The organism is Litorimonas cladophorae (assembly GCF_014652455.1).
Lineage (GTDB): Bacteria > Pseudomonadota > Alphaproteobacteria > Caulobacterales > Maricaulaceae > Litorimonas > Litorimonas cladophorae.
Window position 1 is genome coordinate 883,822 of sequence record NZ_BMYV01000002.1, and the last position, 15,253, is coordinate 899,074.

Annotated in this window: 16 protein-coding genes and 2 tRNA genes; 7 read left to right on the top strand and 11 right to left on the bottom strand. The window is 51.7% G+C overall.

Annotated elements, in window-relative coordinates; genetic code table 11:
- Nucleotides 1-531, top strand: a complete 531-nt coding sequence (locus IE073_RS11880) for a redoxin domain-containing protein (protein WP_189586157.1) — start codon at nt 1-3, stop codon at nt 529-531.
- On the opposite strand, the gene IE073_RS11885 is transcribed toward IE073_RS11880, so the two are convergent.
- Complete coding sequence (locus IE073_RS11885; protein ID WP_189586161.1) at nt 528-1,835, bottom strand: bifunctional folylpolyglutamate synthase/dihydrofolate synthase; 1,308 nt, start codon at nt 1,833-1,835, stop codon at nt 528-530. The genes IE073_RS11880 and IE073_RS11885 overlap by 4 nt on opposite strands.
- A gap of 13 nt (nt 1,836-1,848) precedes the next feature.
- Nucleotides 1,849-2,727, bottom strand: a complete 879-nt coding sequence (accD, locus tag IE073_RS11890; protein WP_189586164.1) for an acetyl-CoA carboxylase, carboxyltransferase subunit beta — start codon at nt 2,725-2,727, stop codon at nt 1,849-1,851.
- A 135-nt stretch (nt 2,728-2,862) separates the two neighbouring features.
- Between accD and IE073_RS11895 the strand changes: the two genes are divergently transcribed.
- Nucleotides 2,863-4,791 carry a tetratricopeptide repeat protein gene (locus tag IE073_RS11895; RefSeq protein WP_189586167.1) on the top strand — a complete coding sequence of 643 codons (1,929 nt, stop codon included), beginning with the start codon at nt 2,863-2,865 and terminating at the stop codon, nt 4,789-4,791.
- Here IE073_RS11895 and trpA read toward each other — a convergent pair whose 3' ends face one another.
- The 7 genes from trpA to IE073_RS11930 form a co-directional block, all read right to left on the bottom strand.
- Nucleotides 4,792-5,589 (bottom strand): tryptophan synthase subunit alpha, encoded by a 798-nt coding sequence (gene trpA / locus IE073_RS11900; protein ID WP_189586170.1) that lies wholly within the window; start codon nt 5,587-5,589, stop codon nt 4,792-4,794.
- A 99-nt stretch (nt 5,590-5,688) separates the two neighbouring features.
- Nucleotides 5,689-6,279, bottom strand: coding sequence for a hypothetical protein (locus tag IE073_RS11905; RefSeq protein WP_189586173.1), 591 nt, complete (start codon nt 6,277-6,279; stop codon nt 5,689-5,691).
- Nucleotides 6,280-6,640: 361 nt separating this feature from the next.
- Nucleotides 6,641-7,132, bottom strand: a complete 492-nt coding sequence (locus IE073_RS11910; RefSeq protein WP_189586176.1) for a hypothetical protein — start codon at nt 7,130-7,132, stop codon at nt 6,641-6,643.
- Nucleotides 7,133-7,386: 254 nt separating this feature from the next.
- Nucleotides 7,387-7,833: a hypothetical protein gene (locus IE073_RS11915; protein ID WP_189586178.1), complete on the bottom strand. Its 447-nt coding sequence runs from the start codon at nt 7,831-7,833 to the stop codon at nt 7,387-7,389.
- Nucleotides 7,830-9,047: a tryptophan synthase subunit beta gene (trpB, locus tag IE073_RS11920; protein ID WP_189586181.1), complete on the bottom strand. Its 1,218-nt coding sequence runs from the start codon at nt 9,045-9,047 to the stop codon at nt 7,830-7,832. Before trpB ends, IE073_RS11915 begins: the two co-directional genes overlap by 4 nt.
- Nucleotides 9,040-9,678 (bottom strand): phosphoribosylanthranilate isomerase, encoded by a 639-nt coding sequence (locus tag IE073_RS11925; protein ID WP_189586184.1) that lies wholly within the window; start codon nt 9,676-9,678, stop codon nt 9,040-9,042. Before IE073_RS11925 ends, trpB begins: the two co-directional genes overlap by 8 nt.
- 162 nt (nt 9,679-9,840) lie before the next feature.
- Nucleotides 9,841-9,999, bottom strand: coding sequence for a DUF1328 domain-containing protein (locus IE073_RS11930; protein ID WP_189586187.1), 159 nt, complete (start codon nt 9,997-9,999; stop codon nt 9,841-9,843).
- A 181-nt stretch (nt 10,000-10,180) separates the two neighbouring features.
- Between IE073_RS11930 and rpoN the strand changes: the two genes are divergently transcribed.
- Nucleotides 10,181-11,659: an RNA polymerase factor sigma-54 gene (gene rpoN / locus IE073_RS11935; RefSeq protein ID WP_189586190.1), complete on the top strand. Its 1,479-nt coding sequence runs from the start codon at nt 10,181-10,183 to the stop codon at nt 11,657-11,659.
- 171 nt (nt 11,660-11,830) lie between these two features.
- Complete coding sequence (locus IE073_RS11940; RefSeq protein ID WP_189586193.1) at nt 11,831-12,220, top strand: DUF805 domain-containing protein; 390 nt, start codon at nt 11,831-11,833, stop codon at nt 12,218-12,220.
- Nucleotides 12,221-12,275: 55 nt separating this feature from the next.
- Here IE073_RS11940 and IE073_RS11945 read toward each other — a convergent pair whose 3' ends face one another.
- Entirely contained in the window at nt 12,276-13,220 is a 945-nt protein-coding gene (locus IE073_RS11945; RefSeq protein WP_189586196.1) for a DUF1295 domain-containing protein, read from the bottom strand.
- Between the two features lie 146 nt (nt 13,221-13,366).
- Between IE073_RS11945 and IE073_RS11950 the strand changes: the two genes are divergently transcribed.
- Complete coding sequence (locus IE073_RS11950) at nt 13,367-13,837, top strand: DUF805 domain-containing protein (RefSeq protein WP_189586199.1); 471 nt, start codon at nt 13,367-13,369, stop codon at nt 13,835-13,837.
- A 2-nt stretch (nt 13,838-13,839) separates the two neighbouring features.
- On the opposite strand, the gene IE073_RS11955 is transcribed toward IE073_RS11950, so the two are convergent.
- Complete coding sequence (locus tag IE073_RS11955) at nt 13,840-14,757, bottom strand: TrmH family RNA methyltransferase (RefSeq protein ID WP_233350046.1); 918 nt, start codon at nt 14,755-14,757, stop codon at nt 13,840-13,842.
- Between the two features lie 131 nt (nt 14,758-14,888).
- Between IE073_RS11955 and IE073_RS11960 the strand changes: the two genes are divergently transcribed.
- Nucleotides 14,889-14,973, top strand: a tRNA-Tyr gene (locus tag IE073_RS11960).
- A 45-nt stretch (nt 14,974-15,018) separates the two neighbouring features.
- A tRNA-Gly gene (locus tag IE073_RS11965) sits at nt 15,019-15,092 on the top strand.
- Nucleotides 15,093-15,253 lie beyond the last annotated feature (161 nt).

Consider the following 15,253-nt stretch of genomic DNA (forward strand, 5'->3'; position numbering starts at 1 on the left):
ATGCCGAAATTAATTACCCCAAAGAGCCGTTTCCCAGACTTTGATTTCCCCCTCGTTTCGGGCGAGCGATTTGATTTGCAAGACATGGATCCGCCCGAAGCCTTTACGATAATTGTGGCATATCGCGGGCTACATTGTCCTAAATGCAAGGCTCAGCTACAAGACATCGACCCTATGGTGAACTCTCTATCGTCGAAAGGGTATCGCGTTGTGGCGGTCTCTATGGATAATGAGTCGCGCGCGAAACAAACCGTGAAAGACTGGGAGCTGAAAAATATTCCAGTTGCCTATGATATGGGGCTGCTTAGCGCAAAATCCTTTGGCTTATTTATTTCAGACAAGCGCGACGGGTCCGAAGAACCAGATATCTTCTCAGAGCCGGGAATTTTTGTGATCAAGCCTGATGGCTCGTTGTATGCGCAGTATATTCAAAACACACCCTTTGGGCGTCCGCCGCTCGGCGACATTATTGATGGCTTAGAATTTGTGAGAGAGCATGATTACCCGACACGGGGCACCAGCGTAGCTTAAGCCGAGAGCACTTGACCTGCCAAATAAAGCGAACCGCAGATTAAAATTCGCGGTGGCGTGATCGTATCTGAAACGGCTTCGCGTGAGAGCGCTTCGCCCGTGTTAATCGCGCGCTGCACAGCATCCGTCAGGTTCTCTGCAACTTGCCCAATCATACCTCGGTTTTCGGCCAGTTCCTTGATGGTTTCTGGCGCGAGGGCCGGGGATCCGGGTATATCAACGGCGATGACTGAACTCGCCAATCCTGTAAATTTGTCTAAAAACTTACCGGCATCTTTGTTCCCTAAGATGCCCATGATCAAAATTAAGACGCGTTCGCTGCGATCTTGTAATTCGGCCATAGCGTCGGCAAGCGCAGCGGCGGCATGCGGGTTATGTCCTCCGTCAAGCCAGAGCTCGCCATTAGAATCGGCGACCATGTCTGCATAGAGGCCTGTCGTTAGGCTTTGCAAACGCGCAGGCCATATCACTTTTGACAGACCTTTGCCGATGGCTTCGTCAGAGATACCAATCGCGCGGGCCGTGGCAATCGCCACTCCGGCATTGTCGATCTGATGCGAGCCAATGAGCGCAGGTTTCGGCAGATCCATTAACACGTCATCCGCGTCAAAAACCATGCGATCCTGTTCGCGATAGGCGCGAAAGTCTTCGGTTAAAAATTGGATGGGCGCGCGATGTTTGGCTGCTTCGTTGCGTAAAACTGCGCTGACCAAATCTTCTTGTCGGCCTGCAAATACAGGCACGTTATCCTTCACAATTCCCGCTTTTTCGCGCGCAATTTTGGCAAGATCGCGACCTAGGAATTCGGCGTGATCATAATTTATTGGCGTGATGACGCTGGCGATTGGATCAAATACATTCGTCGCATCGTAACGTCCGCCCAAGCCGACTTCGATCAAGGCATAGTCTGCGTGCGTTTCAGAGAAGGCCAGGAAAGCTGCGGCCGTCGTTGCTTCGAAGAACGACAGAGGTTGACCCGCATTTGCTTCCATCACCCGTTCTAAAACGTTCAAAAGCGTAGAGTTAGAAATTTCCTTGGAAGCCAGCGTGATGCGCTCATTAAATCGCACGAGATGAGGCGAAGTATACACATGGGCCGTTTTCCCCTCCGCTTCGACCATGGCGCGCAGGAACGCGGTCGTTGAACCTTTGCCATTTGTACCTGCAATATGAATTGCAGGCGGCAAGCGAAGATGTGGGTTTCCTAGAGCTTTCAAAACGCGTTCGATACGTTCGAGGCCAAGATCAATCTTCTTGGGGTGCAGCGCAGTCAGTTGCGCCAACACTTGGTCTAAACTTGCCATGATGTCCGAGATCTTAAACCGGAACAGGCTCTGCGGCGTGGTCGGCCGTTTGCTGTGTCAGGACCGCAAGCAAGTCGCCTAATACACGGCGGAGGTCTGTCCGAGGGACGACACGGTCAATCATGCCATGTTCTTCCAAATACTCGGCGCGTTGGAACCCTTCAGGTAATTTTTCGCGGATCGTTTCCTCAATCACGCGTGGACCCGCAAAGCAGATAAGGGCGCCAGGTTCTGCAAGTTGGATGTCGCCTAACATAGCGTAACTTGCGGTGACGCCGCCTGTCGTTGGATCACAGAGCACAACGATATATGGCAATCCCGCTTCGCGTAATTCTTGCACGGCAATTGTCGTGCGCGGCATTTGCATGAGGGAAAGTGCACCTTCTTGCATACGCGCGCCGCCTGCAGCGGTGAAAACAACCAAAGGCAAGCCATTTTCGACGGCATGTTGGGCGGCTTTAATAAAGCCTTCGCCCGCAGCCATGCCAAGGGACCCGCCCATAAAAGCAAAATTCTGAACAAGCGCGACTGTTTTGATGCCGCGAATATGGCCAACACCAATCGACATGGCGTCATCATCACCCGTTTTTGCCCGCGCCTTTTTCAGGCGATCCGTATATTTTTGATCGTCTTTAAATTTAAGGGGGTCTTTCGCGACCTCAGGAACGGCAACCGTCTCATATTTTCCGTCATCAAAAGTATATTGCAAACGGAGGTCTGGCCCAATTCGCATGTGATGTCCCGCAGGCGTAACATGGAGTAATCCTGGCAGATCGGCAGCAAATACCATCTCACCTGATTTTGGACATTTGACCCAAAGATTATCGGGTGAGTCCTTCTTGGTGAAGATCGATTTGACGCCAGGGGGCGTGAGTTTTTGAAGCCAGTTCATGGGGCTATCCTTGCCTGAAAAACTGATCGGGTGCAATCGGCATAGCGCCTCAAAGGCTGTCACTTTCTGTGCTTATGTCGCGAGTAAGTTATCGCGGGCTTGCGCCACGGCTCGGCGCCGTATTATCGTTGCATTATGAATGATCAAACAAATGCAGGCGGCGATCCGACGATTGCGTCAAAGGCTACATCCAAACCGACCTTAGCGCCCCTGCGGGATCGTGCATCCCGAACAATGAAAGTGCTCTGGACGGGTGTGGGCGCTTTGGCGACCCTTGGCGGCGTGATGGGTTTGTTCCAGGTCCTTTCATCGGGCAGTACCGCAAGTTCTAAAGCCAGTGCCAGTTCCCAAGATGTTTTGATGGAAATGGTCAAAAGCGGCGACATTGAAGTCGCAGACGCTGAACGTTTAGCTGAATTGCTTTACGGTGAGAACGGCGGGGCCGCCTCAGAAGGTTTGCAAGACATCGCCAAAACCGGGACAGATCGCCAAAGAGAAGCTCTGTCTTTATTGGCTGAACGTCATACGCGGAAAGCGGGCTTAGACCTCTTGGAGGCCGAAGCCACGACGGGGGCAGATTGGCGGCTGATTTCAGAGCTCGCAATCGCGTCCGACCCGAAGCGGTCTTTGGTTGCGGTCAAAAAGGCCATTGCGCTGGACCCTGAAGATTTCCGTGCCGTGACATTAATGTCTCAGGTGCAGGCGCGAACCGGTGATTATGCGAGCGCGCAACGCACGTCCAAAACTGCAGAACTGCTTGCCACCACTGAGCGGGAGCGTCTCATGAGTGCGCGCGCCAGTCTCAATATTCTCGTCACGGGTCGGAACGTTTCAGAAATACCAGACGGAATTCTTCGTGTGAACACGGCTTTGACGGCCTATGCGCCAATTGTGGAGACAACGCCGCTTCCCGTTCGCTTCGAGACAACCCAAGCGGCCGAAAATCATCCCCTTTGGTTACAAGCGTCTTCGAATGAAGCGATGGCGACCGCATCTCTTTACACGAATGAGGTCGAGGCCGCGCTACGCTATGCCGAATTAGCCATTCTGGATTTCGAACAAATTGTAAAGCGCGTACCTTCCCAAGATATTCCAAAGATAAAACGCCGAATTGCGGGTAGCTACAACAATCAAGTGTATGTGAAATATGCCGAAAAGGACTGGCCAGAAGTTATGCGCCTCGCGAAAGCGCAATTAGATATTTATCGAGAGATCGCAGAATCGGGTGACAAGGCAGGCCAAGCGGCTTTGCCTGGGCATTTCTCCCGATATGCCTCCTATGCAACTTATGCATCGGAACCTGATATTGTTAGATCTGCGTCCCGTCGTGCTGTGGATTTGGCCAGACGAGCCGCGGATCGTCGCCCTGATGATATCGACCTGGCGCTAGACCTTGTACAGATTGAGTTTGGACAGGTCATATCTTTGGTATCAATTGGCGATGACGTCGACCTTCAAGGTTCTCTCGATAAAATGATGACAGCTTTGGAGAACTCTCTTCGGGGACAGCCAGATAACGCTGAGAATTCCCCGTGGAATCGCTATACGGCGAGCCTCGTTCAGCTTGTCGCAATCTCCAGACAAGATGAATTTAAAGCCCTATCCGAATTGAGCGATGGATTATTAGACAGAGCGGAAAAATTCTTGGATCAAGAGATTTTTTCGCGCCCAGAGGCCCATGATCCGCGTCACGCGCGCAACGGCCTGTATATTACAATCGGCGACCTTCAGAATAAAGATGGTGATGTCGAGGCTGCGCGTGGCTCTTATGCGCGGGCCTCAGAAGATGCGGTTGACATACCGCCAACCGAGGATGAGCCTGATGTCGTTGAACTTTCCAAGCTGGTCGCTTTGCAGCGCATTGTTGCGCTGGAAGAGGTTGGGGTGGAGCCTAAAGACCGTCCTGAATTACAGCAGGCTATCGATTTGGCCACGCGTCTGGACAAAGCTGGGAAGCTGACGACAGGTTACCAATCCATCTTGAGCTATCTAATCGCCATACGTGACGACACAATGCCTGAGTCTCTCACCCAAACCTCAGCGGAAAAATCTGAAACTAAATAGTTAGGTCGCGTTCCCATGCGTGGCGTCTGCTAATGTCCGGATCAACGCTAACGCAGATTCGGGTCCGTCTTCATGCAGGGTTTTGACGATGGCGGTTCCGACGACAACACCGTCGGCATCCTTGGCGACTTCGCGCGCACGTTCTGGCGTCTTAACCCCAAACCCAACAACAACGGGCAGGTTCGCCGCCTCACGAACGCGAGCGACTTGTTCTTTGACAGACCCGGCTTGCGCAAAACTATCGCCCGTAATCCCTGTCATAGAGACATAATATACGAAGCCTTTGGTGCCCGCGACGACACGGGGCAAACGCTCTGCGTCAGTGGTGGGCGTTGCAAGGCGAATGAGAGCGAGATCGTGAACTGCGAAAGCGTCACGCAACTCACTGTCTTCCTCAGGAGGTAGATCAACGATAATCGCACCGTCCACGCCAGCCGCTTTCGCAGCCGCGGCAAATTTGGTGTAGCCCATGTGATGCAAGGGATTGGCGTAACCCATCACAATAATAGGTGTCGTGTCATTTGTTTTGCGAAACTCCGTCGCCATTTCCAACACGCTGGTCAATGTCGTGCCAGCGGCCCGCGCGCGAATACCTGCGTTTTCAATGACCAGACCGTCGGCCATTGGGTCGGTAAAGGGAATGCCGAGCTCAATAATATCCACGCCCGCGTCGGGCAGGGCATTGAGAAAAGCTTGGGACGTCCCGCGGTCAGGGTCACCCGCCATCATATAGGCGACAAAGGCGGCTTGGCCTTTGGCTTTGCGGTCTGCGAAAGTTTGGTCGATGCGGTGGGTCATGGGACGAGGCCTTAAAAGCCAAGGCTCGTCTTGACCAGAAAATTTAACAATTCTGGTGATATTTAAACGCCTATATTCCCAGTTTAGTAGGAGATGTTTTCAATCCAACTGATCGGCGTCAATTGTCCGCGTGACGGCCTTTGGCGCCGGAGAAGCTGGAATTTGCAGCGGCGTCCAATCAGGCTCCTCCAAGGGTTCGGCGTCCAGGTCTTGCGCGTAAGGCAGAGATTGCTTCGTCATCGCCATTAACCCGGGCTGCATGCCCGCGCGCAAAAGCTGTAGCTCCATTTTCAATCGGGATATTTCGAGGTCATAGAGCTGTGTACAGTCAACGCGCTTTGGTCGTTTTCCAATCGGAACAGATACGCGCCCATAGATCGAGACTGAGTCGCGATCAAATAGGTCATTTGACCCTATCACGCCCATATCCAGCTTAGGCCCGCCATGGCCAATTGCGGATTGGCAGGTAATTCCGGACGTGCTTTTGATGACGTCCTGACCGCTCACAAAAGCTTGCGACGGCAAGTTAAACCCATTTTGGTTGAAAGAGCTGGAAGAACTCGGAACGATTATTTGTTGGAGCCCATTTTCCTGAACGGTACCGACTATTTGTGCGGCCGACGTCAGGGGAATGAAGAGTGTAAGCAACCCTAGTCCAGTTTTAATTTTCTGGCGATGACTTTTGCGCATGCTTCCCCCCGATAGGTAACCCCGACGCCGCGAATGCGTGGAAGTATAGAATTGCAGATATAAACCGTCCGTTGTCGTGCTCCGTCGAAGGGTAGCATCGTCGTGATCGACATCTTCGATTTTGGTCCCAGACGTGAAACCGCATTCGAAATGTAACTGGCTTCAATAGGGTTCCAGTTTTCGTCAAAAAGCTTTATCTCGCTTTTCTGTGCCTCTGCATACGTATTACCGATTTCAACTTGAGCGAGAAAGGTATCTCCGAACGAATCGACGTTCTGTGAAAGCGGCGAAATGCTTTGAGCGTGGGCGACCGAAGTGGTCGCCCAAATTAAAAGAAGACAGAGCAATGCCCAACATTGTCTCATGAGGATAGGCAGCGGACGATTGGAACCATTTGATACGTCCCAGCTTCAAACGTTCCTGTTGTTTTTGTTGCTGATGCATGCACCGAAATCGTCGTCACACCGAGGCTGAGCGCTGATGTGGTCGACCCGACGATATCGGACAAAATCGTGGAGCCAGATAAGTCGTAATCACCGGCGAATGTGACGTTGTCATCCGCGGAAGCAGGACCAATCGCAAATGATGTCGGAACAACAACTTGGATATTAGACCCTAAGCCGTTAGTGGTTACGATCGCCGTACCAGCATTTCCGCCCGATTCTTCAGAAGATAAAATCGTCTGGTCTGGTGAAACGCCCAGTGTGCCTGGAACGCCGAGCAGAACTGCACATTGCTCTGTGATCAAGCCTGTGAAAGTGATGCCCTGATCTACCGCCATCGCTGGCGTTGAAAGACCAAAAATCATGGTCGCTGAGATGGCAGTCGTTTTAATTCGAGAAAGTCTTTTCATTAGTTTTCACCTATCAAGTATCCCAACTTGGTTGCCCACATTTACAACCATAGGGTGTTTTGATTAACAAAAAGCTTTCGACTTTAGGTAATTCCCGAGAATTTGGGGGCAGGTGCTGTATAAATTTTCAACAAATCGGTCAGTCGTCGCCGTCTCAAATTTCGCCGCAATGGCAGAATGGGCATAATCAGGTTAAGATGGGCCCAGCCAAGTTTCAGTGCGCGGCGAAGGTTTGATCGATACGGTGGGTCATATTAATTCGTGCAACTTGGAGTGCTTGCCGAAAATGCAAGGAGTGTATTTGAATTTTTCAGGTTTTCTATGGGGGAAATTTTTATCTGTTTAGCGCAATTATTGGGTGTTCGTTTTTGGTAAATTATATGGACGTGGGCAGGCGTCATAAGTGCATCTGTGGAAACATATTCCTCTAGAGGGGGTTCGACCTGCGTCCATCCCGCTTCGTCCAACATGAGGCCGTAAGCGACCATCTTTCCTGCTTTCTCGGCTATATTCAAACCAGTGAGTTTAACGCAGATGGCCTCTGAATTTAGTTGTTGGTTGTCGCAGGGGATCACGAGGTCATTTGTTAGAAGCGCAATGTCAGTACCTTCTACATTTATCGTTTTGGCCTTAGCGGCTTTAACACACCCTATTTGAGTGAGAGCAAAGGCTACGAAAACAGCTTTAAATACTGAGTTCAACCGTCCGTACCCTCACTAATATGCTCACCCAACGCGTCCGCAATCGTGAAGACGTCTTTGTCGCCGCGGCCACACATGTTCATGATGATGAGACCGTCTGGACCGAGGTCCTTCGCGAGTTCTAATGTGCGCGGGATGGCGTGACTGGGTTCTAGGGCTGGCAGGATACCTTCGAGGCGCGCGCAGAGTTGGAACGCCTCAAGCGCTTCATCATCCGTCGCGCTGACATATTCTGCGCGGCCTATGTCGTGCAGGTAGGAATGTTCGGGTCCAATGCCGGGATAATCGAGACCCGCAGAAATTGAATGGGCATCAGCGATTTGGCCATGTTCGTCTTGTAAGAGATAGGTGCGGTTCCCGTGTAGAATTCCCGGCGAACCACCCGTCAGCGACGCCGCATGTAATCCTGATTTGACGCCCTTGCCTGCGGCTTCGACACCGATGAGGCGGACCTCTTCATTGGGTACGAATTCGTGGAACAGGCCCATCGCATTTGACCCGCCGCCGATACAGGCCACCGCCGCGTCGGGTAGGCGACCTTCGGCGTCTAGGATTTGTTGCTTGGCTTCGCGGCCAATGACGGCTTGGAAATCACGGACCATAGCGGGGTAGGGATGTGGACCCGCAACTGTACCGATGCAATAAAATGTATCGCCGACATTGGTCACCCAATCCCGCAGCGCTTCATTCATCGCGTCTTTGAGTGTCGCCGTGCCCGAGTGGACGGCGCGCACTTCGGCCCCCAGAAGGCGCATGCGGAAGACATTTGGCTTTTGGCGAACAATATCGACCGCGCCCATATAGACGATACATTCCATGCCGAGGCGGGCGGCAACGGTTGCCGTGGCGACACCATGCTGACCTGCACCTGTTTCGGCGATGATGCGTTTTTTGCCCATGCGCTTAGCCAGCAAAAGCTGACCCATGCAATTATTGATCTTATGCGCGCCGGTGTGGTTCAACTCATCGCGTTTGAAATAAATCTTTGCGCCGCCCGTATGTTCTGTCAGGCGTTCCGCGAAATAAAGCGGGCTGGGGCGGCCCACATAATGGGCCAGAAAATAGTCTAGCTCCCGCTGAAACGCGGGATCGGCCTTGGCTTCTTCGTAAGCTTTCTCAAGCTCTAGGATTGGCGGCATTAATGTCTCGGCGACATAGCGCCCGCCAAAATCGCCAAAGCGGCCATTTTCATCTGGAAAAGTCTGATTACCCATTGCGAACTGCGTCCATAAAAGCGGTGATTTTCTGCGCATCCTTTACGCCCGCAGACAACTCGACGCCAGAGGAGACATCGACAATTGGCGCACGGGTCGCAGTCATCGCCTCCGCAACATTTTCTGGGTTCAGGCCGCCTGCCACTGCGAAGGTTTTTGGCGTGGGCGCGCGCGCGATCACATTCCAATCAATCGCGATTCCGTGCCCGCCGCGAACTTTTTCGCCTTTTGGCGGCTTGGCATCATAGAGAATGAAGTCTGCCACACCTGCGTAAGCTTCGGCGTCTTTCATATCGTCATCAGAGGCGATTCCAACCGCTTTGATGATTTTGACTTTAAAGTTTCGCGCAATTTCCGCCGTCCGCGCTGGCGTTTCGTCACCATGTAGTTGAATGTAGTCGGGCGTCATTTCATCCATAATTCGCGCAAGTAACGCGTCATCGGGGTTGACGGTAACCGCAACACGCTGCGCCGCTAAGGTTGCGGGCGCGATCGCTGCGGCCTGCGCAACAGAAAGCCGACGCTTCGATGGGCATTCGATGATGAATCCCAAAAATGCTGCGCCATTATCTAAGGCGCAACTCACGTCATCTTTGCGGGTCAATCCGCATATTTTTACGAGTGTGTTCATGGACGCGCCTATGACAGGGCGCGTGCAAATAGGCAAATGTCAGACTGACGCGCCGCGCCGCAGACTTTGGTTTTTATTCGTTGGGAAAGTAGTAGACGTTACCCGCGCATACAAAAAAGGCGAGCCTTGAGGCCCGCCTTTTTCAAATTGGTTTTGTCTGACTTAAATCTTTTTGCCAGTTAAGAAATGTACGACCAACAATACGAGAAAGATTACGAACAGGACGCCCGCGATATATTGTGCGCCGCCAGCGATGCCGCCGAACCCGAGAACCGCAGCGATAATTGCGATAATAAAAAAGATAACTGCCCAGCGTAACATAATATTTCTCCGTTTGTTGTTATGTGACTAAGCAACGGACAAAACTCTGTATTGGTTCCCATCATTCGAAAATAAATCGTCGCCAAGCAATTATTGTGCCGACAACGAGATATTAAACCTTCTTCCGTAAGAACGCCTCAAGCCGAAAAATCGGCACTGGTGAATGAGAGTGGGTGTGGGTATGGCTTTGGCCCAAAAGTTACAGGCACGGCAGGGCACGCAGCTCGCCATGACGCCGCAATTGCAGCAAGCGATCAAGCTATTGCAATTATCAAATATTGAGCTGTCGGCTTTCGTTGAAGAGCAGTTGGAAAAGAATCCGCTCCTTGAACGAGGAACAGGCGATGAAAACCGTCGCGGTGAAGCCGTGGACGCAATTCCAGAAAGCCCTACCATTTCGACCGATACGGTCAGTTCTTCTGAAGCCATGTCAGACATGGACACGCCTGATCATGCACTCGCCCCAGAATCAACCGCCGCAGATGTCGGTGGCTCCGTGGATTGGTCACGGAATGATAGTAATGGCAGTTTCTCCGGGTCTGGGGATTATGACGCGGCTGCCAATAGTGCGGCTGAAATCACTTTGACCGAGCATATTCATTCGCAATTGGCGATGTTGCGGCTCTCGGATGCCGATCGTCTGGTCGCGCATTACCTGATCGGGCAGGTCGATGAGGCTGGTTATTTGCGCATGGATCAGGCCGAAGTCTGTGAAAATTTAGGCGTGGGTCCCGCTCGCGTATCTTCGGTTGTTTTGCAGTTGCAAACTTTGGAGCCTACGGGCGTTTTCGCGACGTCTTTATCGGAATGTCTCGGATTACAACTCCGCGAAATGGGTCTGCTCGACGGACCCATGCAAGCGCTTCTGGATAATCTTGATCTTCTGGCAAAACATGACTTGTCGAAACTCTCCAAAGTCTGCGGAGTTAAAATCGATGGTCTGAAGGCTATGATCGCGGCGCTCAAGAAACTATCGCCGAAACCTGGCCAAGCCTTTGGCGGGACGATGGCAGGCGCTGTTGAGCCTGATGTTTTCATTCGTGAAACGCCACATGGAGGCTGGGCCGTTGAACTTAATGCCGATACATTGCCGCGCGTGCTCATCAATAAACGCTATTATAATGAGATCAAAAAGGCCGGCGCCGAAGATGAAACTGCGCGTAGTTTCATATCCGAATGTCATGCCGATGCGAGTTGGCTGGTGAAGTCTTTGGATCAACGCGCGCGCACAATTCTAAAAGTCTCTTCAGAGATCGTGAAACAACAGGACGCATTTTTTGCTTTTGGCATTGATCAACTCAGGCCCTTGAAATTACGAGATGTAGCCGATGCGATCGAAATGCATGAATCCACGGTAAGTCGCGTAACCTCAGGCAAATATATGCATACCCCGCGCGGGCTATTCGAACTGAAGTTTTTCTTCACAGCCGCGATTGCCAGCTTGGATGGCGGGGAAGGGCATTCCGCCGAAGCGGTACGCCATAAAATCAAAATCTTGATTGATGAAGAAACCGCAACGACCATCGTGTCCGACGATAAAATCGTAAATTTGTTGCGCGCCCAAGGGATCGACATTGCGCGACGGACCGTGGCTAAATATCGCGAAACGCTAAATATACCGAGCAGCGTTGAACGCAGGCGTATTTTCAAACATGCCTGAACATCGAAATAGGTCCAATGGGTTGAGTTAAATTTTAAATCGCGCCCAAAAGCCACAGAATCGAGTGTCCCTATTGTATTCGCAGCCCCGCAAATTTTATATTTCCCCTTGAGTGCAGACGTTACCTCGGTGTAACGCGAGTTTAAGTTCAAATGTAAGGGGAAGACACTCATGGGATTTCAAGACGCCGTAAAATCATTTTTTTCACGCTGGTCAGATTTTAAGACAAGGTCATCGCGCTCAGAGTATTGGTGGTCCTATTTGGGCATAATACTGATCGCATTGGTGGTCGGTTTTGTCATCGGACTTCTATCCGCTGTTTTAGGCGAAACGATTGGTTCCATTTTGATGGGCGTATTTTATCTCATCATCATCGTGCCTTCGATTGCAATTGGTGTACGCCGTTTGCATGATCACGATAAAAGTGGTTGGTGGTACCTGCTTGCACTCGTGCCGCTCGCAAACTTCTACATTCTCTACTTGTTTGTTACCAAAGGCACGGATGGTCCAAACCGTTTCGGTGCAGACCCGTTAGGCAGCGACGCAGCCGTCTTTAACTAGGCGAACAAAGAAAAGACTCAAAAGCCCGGTCAACTGACCGGGCTTTTTCTATGACCTATGTCTGTGGGCTTTGTGTGGGCGGCCATGGAAAGAACCCGCTGGTTCGCTTGGCGTATTCCCGATATTTTTTGCGCTTGTTCATGTCATTTTCGAGCAAACTTTTGCCGGATACGCTTGTGAGCAGATATGTCATGACCAGAGGCGCAAAGATTGTGATCCACCCCGATGGGGCTTCGCAGGCCACGAGCCAGATACCCCACCACATACAGGCATTGCCAAAATAATTTGGATGGCGTGTATATTTCCAAAGGCCTTCATCCATGACGGGCTTCTCGTCTTTCGGACCGTCGTAATCTTTATGCCGGTTGATAAAGCGAGTGAGTTGCCAATCCCCGATAGCTTCAAAAAGAAAGCCGATGAGCCAGAGGAGGCTGCCTATGATGGCGAAGAGGCCTATGTTGATTTCACCTACACGCTGAAAAGCAAAGAGGAGTGTCTGTATAAGAGATTCTTCGGTGTTTTGGGTAAGGGGTGGATAGCTTATCAGCCCCTCCATGATTGGGTTTTCACGCCACCAATTCGCCGTCGCCATCGCCACCCAAATGGGCGCACTCACAATCATAATCAGCAAGCCTTGCCCCCAATAGACCGAGAAGATCGTCCGCAACCGCAACGCCATTTCGCTCACGCCCTTTTTCTCAGCACGTTTGCGCATCGCCGTGTAGCGTTTGTCCTCACCGTGACCGAGGTTCCGTTTTCCAAGATAGAGCGTGAGGCGCAGACCCCAGGTAATGGGTAGGGCGGCGAGCAAAATTAGATAGGGCGTCTTCACCGGAACCAGATAGAGGCAAACGGCTCCGACAAGTAAAAATCCAAACCCCCAAAATATATCGACAAGGCTGGCATCTTTCGCGGCGACGCTGATAACCCAAAGCGCGGTTAATGCGCCGAACACAACGACGGCGGCATGGGCAAAATAAACGAGTATATCTGTCAGCATAGCGGGTCTCCGAGGCTCTATTGGTTTTAGATACGCATCTGCGCGCGAGGTGGGGTGTGTATACTAAGAATACCTAAAAGGATTTCATAGAGACTGATCCGAGTTGCTGTATTGCGATACGCGCCTTCGCGTTGTAGCGATCGGCTATGAACTTCCCGCAATCCATTCGTACCTGCTTCAAAAAATATGCTGTCTTCAAAGGACGCGCCACGCGGTCTGAGTTTTGGTGGTTCCAGCTTTTCCTAGTCGCGATAGAGTTTTTGGCCGTCTGTATTGACAGTCTCTTGTTGGGGTATTCATGGGCGGATGACATGACGCCCATGGTAATATTGACGGACATTGCTTTGATTGTCCCAATGGCTGCGGTGACGGCACGGCGGCTGCACGATGTAGGTATGTCGGGTTGGTTCCAAATTCCGATGCTGATGTCCTATCTATACTATTTGGAGCTTATTTGGCCAAACATGTTTGATTATACGGCCGTCACCGTGGTCTTAATTGCTATCGTCATTTACCTTGTTTGGTTGCTGATAAAGCTAATCAAGGACAGCGACTTGCACGGGAACCGACACGGCCCTAGCCCAAAATCAGAAGGTGTCGCGGAAGCCTTCAGCTAATCCTATTTTTCCCGACGCGCCTCATAGAGTGCGATGCCTGCCGCTGTTGCGACGTTCAGGCTTTCGGCTTCCCCAGCAATGGGGGAGCTGCGCATGGGGATGCGAGCGAGGGTATCACAAGTTTTACGAACGCGTTCGCGCAGGCCTGGGCCTTCCGCGCCCATTACAATGACTTGCTTTGTATCAGGTTGAAACACATCCGACAGTTCCAGCTGGGTTTCGCCTGCGAGCCCTGTGACTTGCCAGCCAATGCGTTGAAGATTCTGCAATGTATTTGCGATGTTGGTTTCCAAACACACGGGAATCGATTCCAAACAGCCTACCGCGACTTTGGCCAAAGCGCCTGAGAGGGGCGGGGCTTTGCGGGTTTGCATCACAACTGCGCTCACACCAAAGGCTGAGGCGAGACGAAGCATTGCGCCGACATTATGTGGATCACTGATCTGGTCGAGAACAAGAATAAGTCCGTCATTCGGAGCCGTATCGGCAATGTCTTCGAGGGACGGCCATTCTAGAGGCGCGGCTTTCAGGGCGATTCCCTGATGAACGACCCCGCCCGGCAGTTTTCGGTCAATATGATGTGGTTCGACGATTTGCGGCGTGATCCCACCTTTCGGCACATCGAGCCGATTCGCGGCTGATTCCGTTAAAAGCAGCTCGTGAATCGTACGACGCGGGTTTGATAAGACAGCCAGGCAAGCGTGTGTGCCATAAATCCAGCCTGATCCCCCTTCATGCTTGGCTTGCGTGCGTTTACGTGGCGATTTCGGAGACGCGGTTGCACCATGGGACTTCGCACCATAGGCGCGTTTGGGGGCATCTGCGGCGGGGCCTTTGCTCCCACGGCTCCGTAGGTTCATTTTTTGACCTTTAGCCGCTGATTTTCTTTGCGACTGGCTATTGCGCGAGGCATTTTTCATCTTTATAGGTCCTGCGGATTATAGACATCGACTCTGTGGACGACGCGGCTAACAGCTTTCACCGCGAAGTGACAGAGCGTTTTTTGTTGGAGGCAACGAAACATCCTATCTAACCAATAGGACTTGTAAATGGAGGGGTGGCCGAGTGGTTAAAGGCGTCAGACTGTAAATCTGATCACTATGTGTACATTGGTTCGAATCCAATCCCCTCCACCACCTCCTTCCCCAGTGATTTTTTGGGGCGGAAATTAAAATAGCACAGCGGGCGTTGTGTAGTGGTAAGACCTCAGCCTTCCAAGCTGATGACGCGAGTTCGATTCTCGCCGCCCGCTCCAAACGCTTCTCGTTCCACTAGGGATGAGAAGGGTGAATAAATTCTTAATCGACCGGAACGCCATGAGGGTGTCGAGGTCACAACATGTGAGTGAGATGCGACATGGCAAAAGAGAAGTTTGAACGTAATAAGCCGCATGCGAACATCGGCACAATTGGTCAC

Excerpts from the sequence above, each read along its gene's own strand:
- IE073_RS11930 (WP_189586187.1), bottom strand. The coding sequence starts at position 9,999 with ATGTTACGCTGGGCAGTTATCTTTTTTATTATCGCAATTATCGCTGCG.
- trpA (WP_189586170.1), bottom strand. The coding sequence starts at position 5,589 with ATGACCCACCGCATCGACCAAACTTTCGCAGACCGCAAAGCCAAAGGC.
- trpB (WP_189586181.1), bottom strand. The coding sequence starts at position 9,047 with ATGGGTAATCAGACTTTTCCAGATGAAAATGGCCGCTTTGGCGATTTT.
- IE073_RS11880 (WP_189586157.1), top strand. The coding sequence starts at position 1 with ATGCCGAAATTAATTACCCCAAAGAGCCGTTTCCCAGACTTTGATTTC.
- IE073_RS11910 (WP_189586176.1), bottom strand. The coding sequence starts at position 7,132 with ATGAAAAGACTTTCTCGAATTAAAACGACTGCCATCTCAGCGACCATG.
- IE073_RS11925 (WP_189586184.1), bottom strand. The coding sequence starts at position 9,678 with ATGAACACACTCGTAAAAATATGCGGATTGACCCGCAAAGATGACGTG.
- accD (WP_189586164.1), bottom strand. The coding sequence starts at position 2,727 with ATGAACTGGCTTCAAAAACTCACGCCCCCTGGCGTCAAATCGATCTTC.
- IE073_RS11945 (WP_189586196.1), bottom strand. The coding sequence starts at position 13,220 with ATGCTGACAGATATACTCGTTTATTTTGCCCATGCCGCCGTCGTTGTG.
- IE073_RS11950 (WP_189586199.1), top strand. The coding sequence starts at position 13,367 with ATGAACTTCCCGCAATCCATTCGTACCTGCTTCAAAAAATATGCTGTC.
- IE073_RS11885 (WP_189586161.1), bottom strand. The coding sequence starts at position 1,835 with ATGGCAAGTTTAGACCAAGTGTTGGCGCAACTGACTGCGCTGCACCCC.
- rpoN (WP_189586190.1), top strand. The coding sequence starts at position 10,181 with ATGGCTTTGGCCCAAAAGTTACAGGCACGGCAGGGCACGCAGCTCGCC.
- IE073_RS11895 (WP_189586167.1), top strand. The coding sequence starts at position 2,863 with ATGAATGATCAAACAAATGCAGGCGGCGATCCGACGATTGCGTCAAAG.
- IE073_RS11905 (WP_189586173.1), bottom strand. The coding sequence starts at position 6,279 with ATGCGCAAAAGTCATCGCCAGAAAATTAAAACTGGACTAGGGTTGCTT.
- IE073_RS11955 (WP_233350046.1), bottom strand. The coding sequence starts at position 14,757 with ATGAAAAATGCCTCGCGCAATAGCCAGTCGCAAAGAAAATCAGCGGCT.
- IE073_RS11940 (WP_189586193.1), top strand. The coding sequence starts at position 11,831 with ATGGGATTTCAAGACGCCGTAAAATCATTTTTTTCACGCTGGTCAGAT.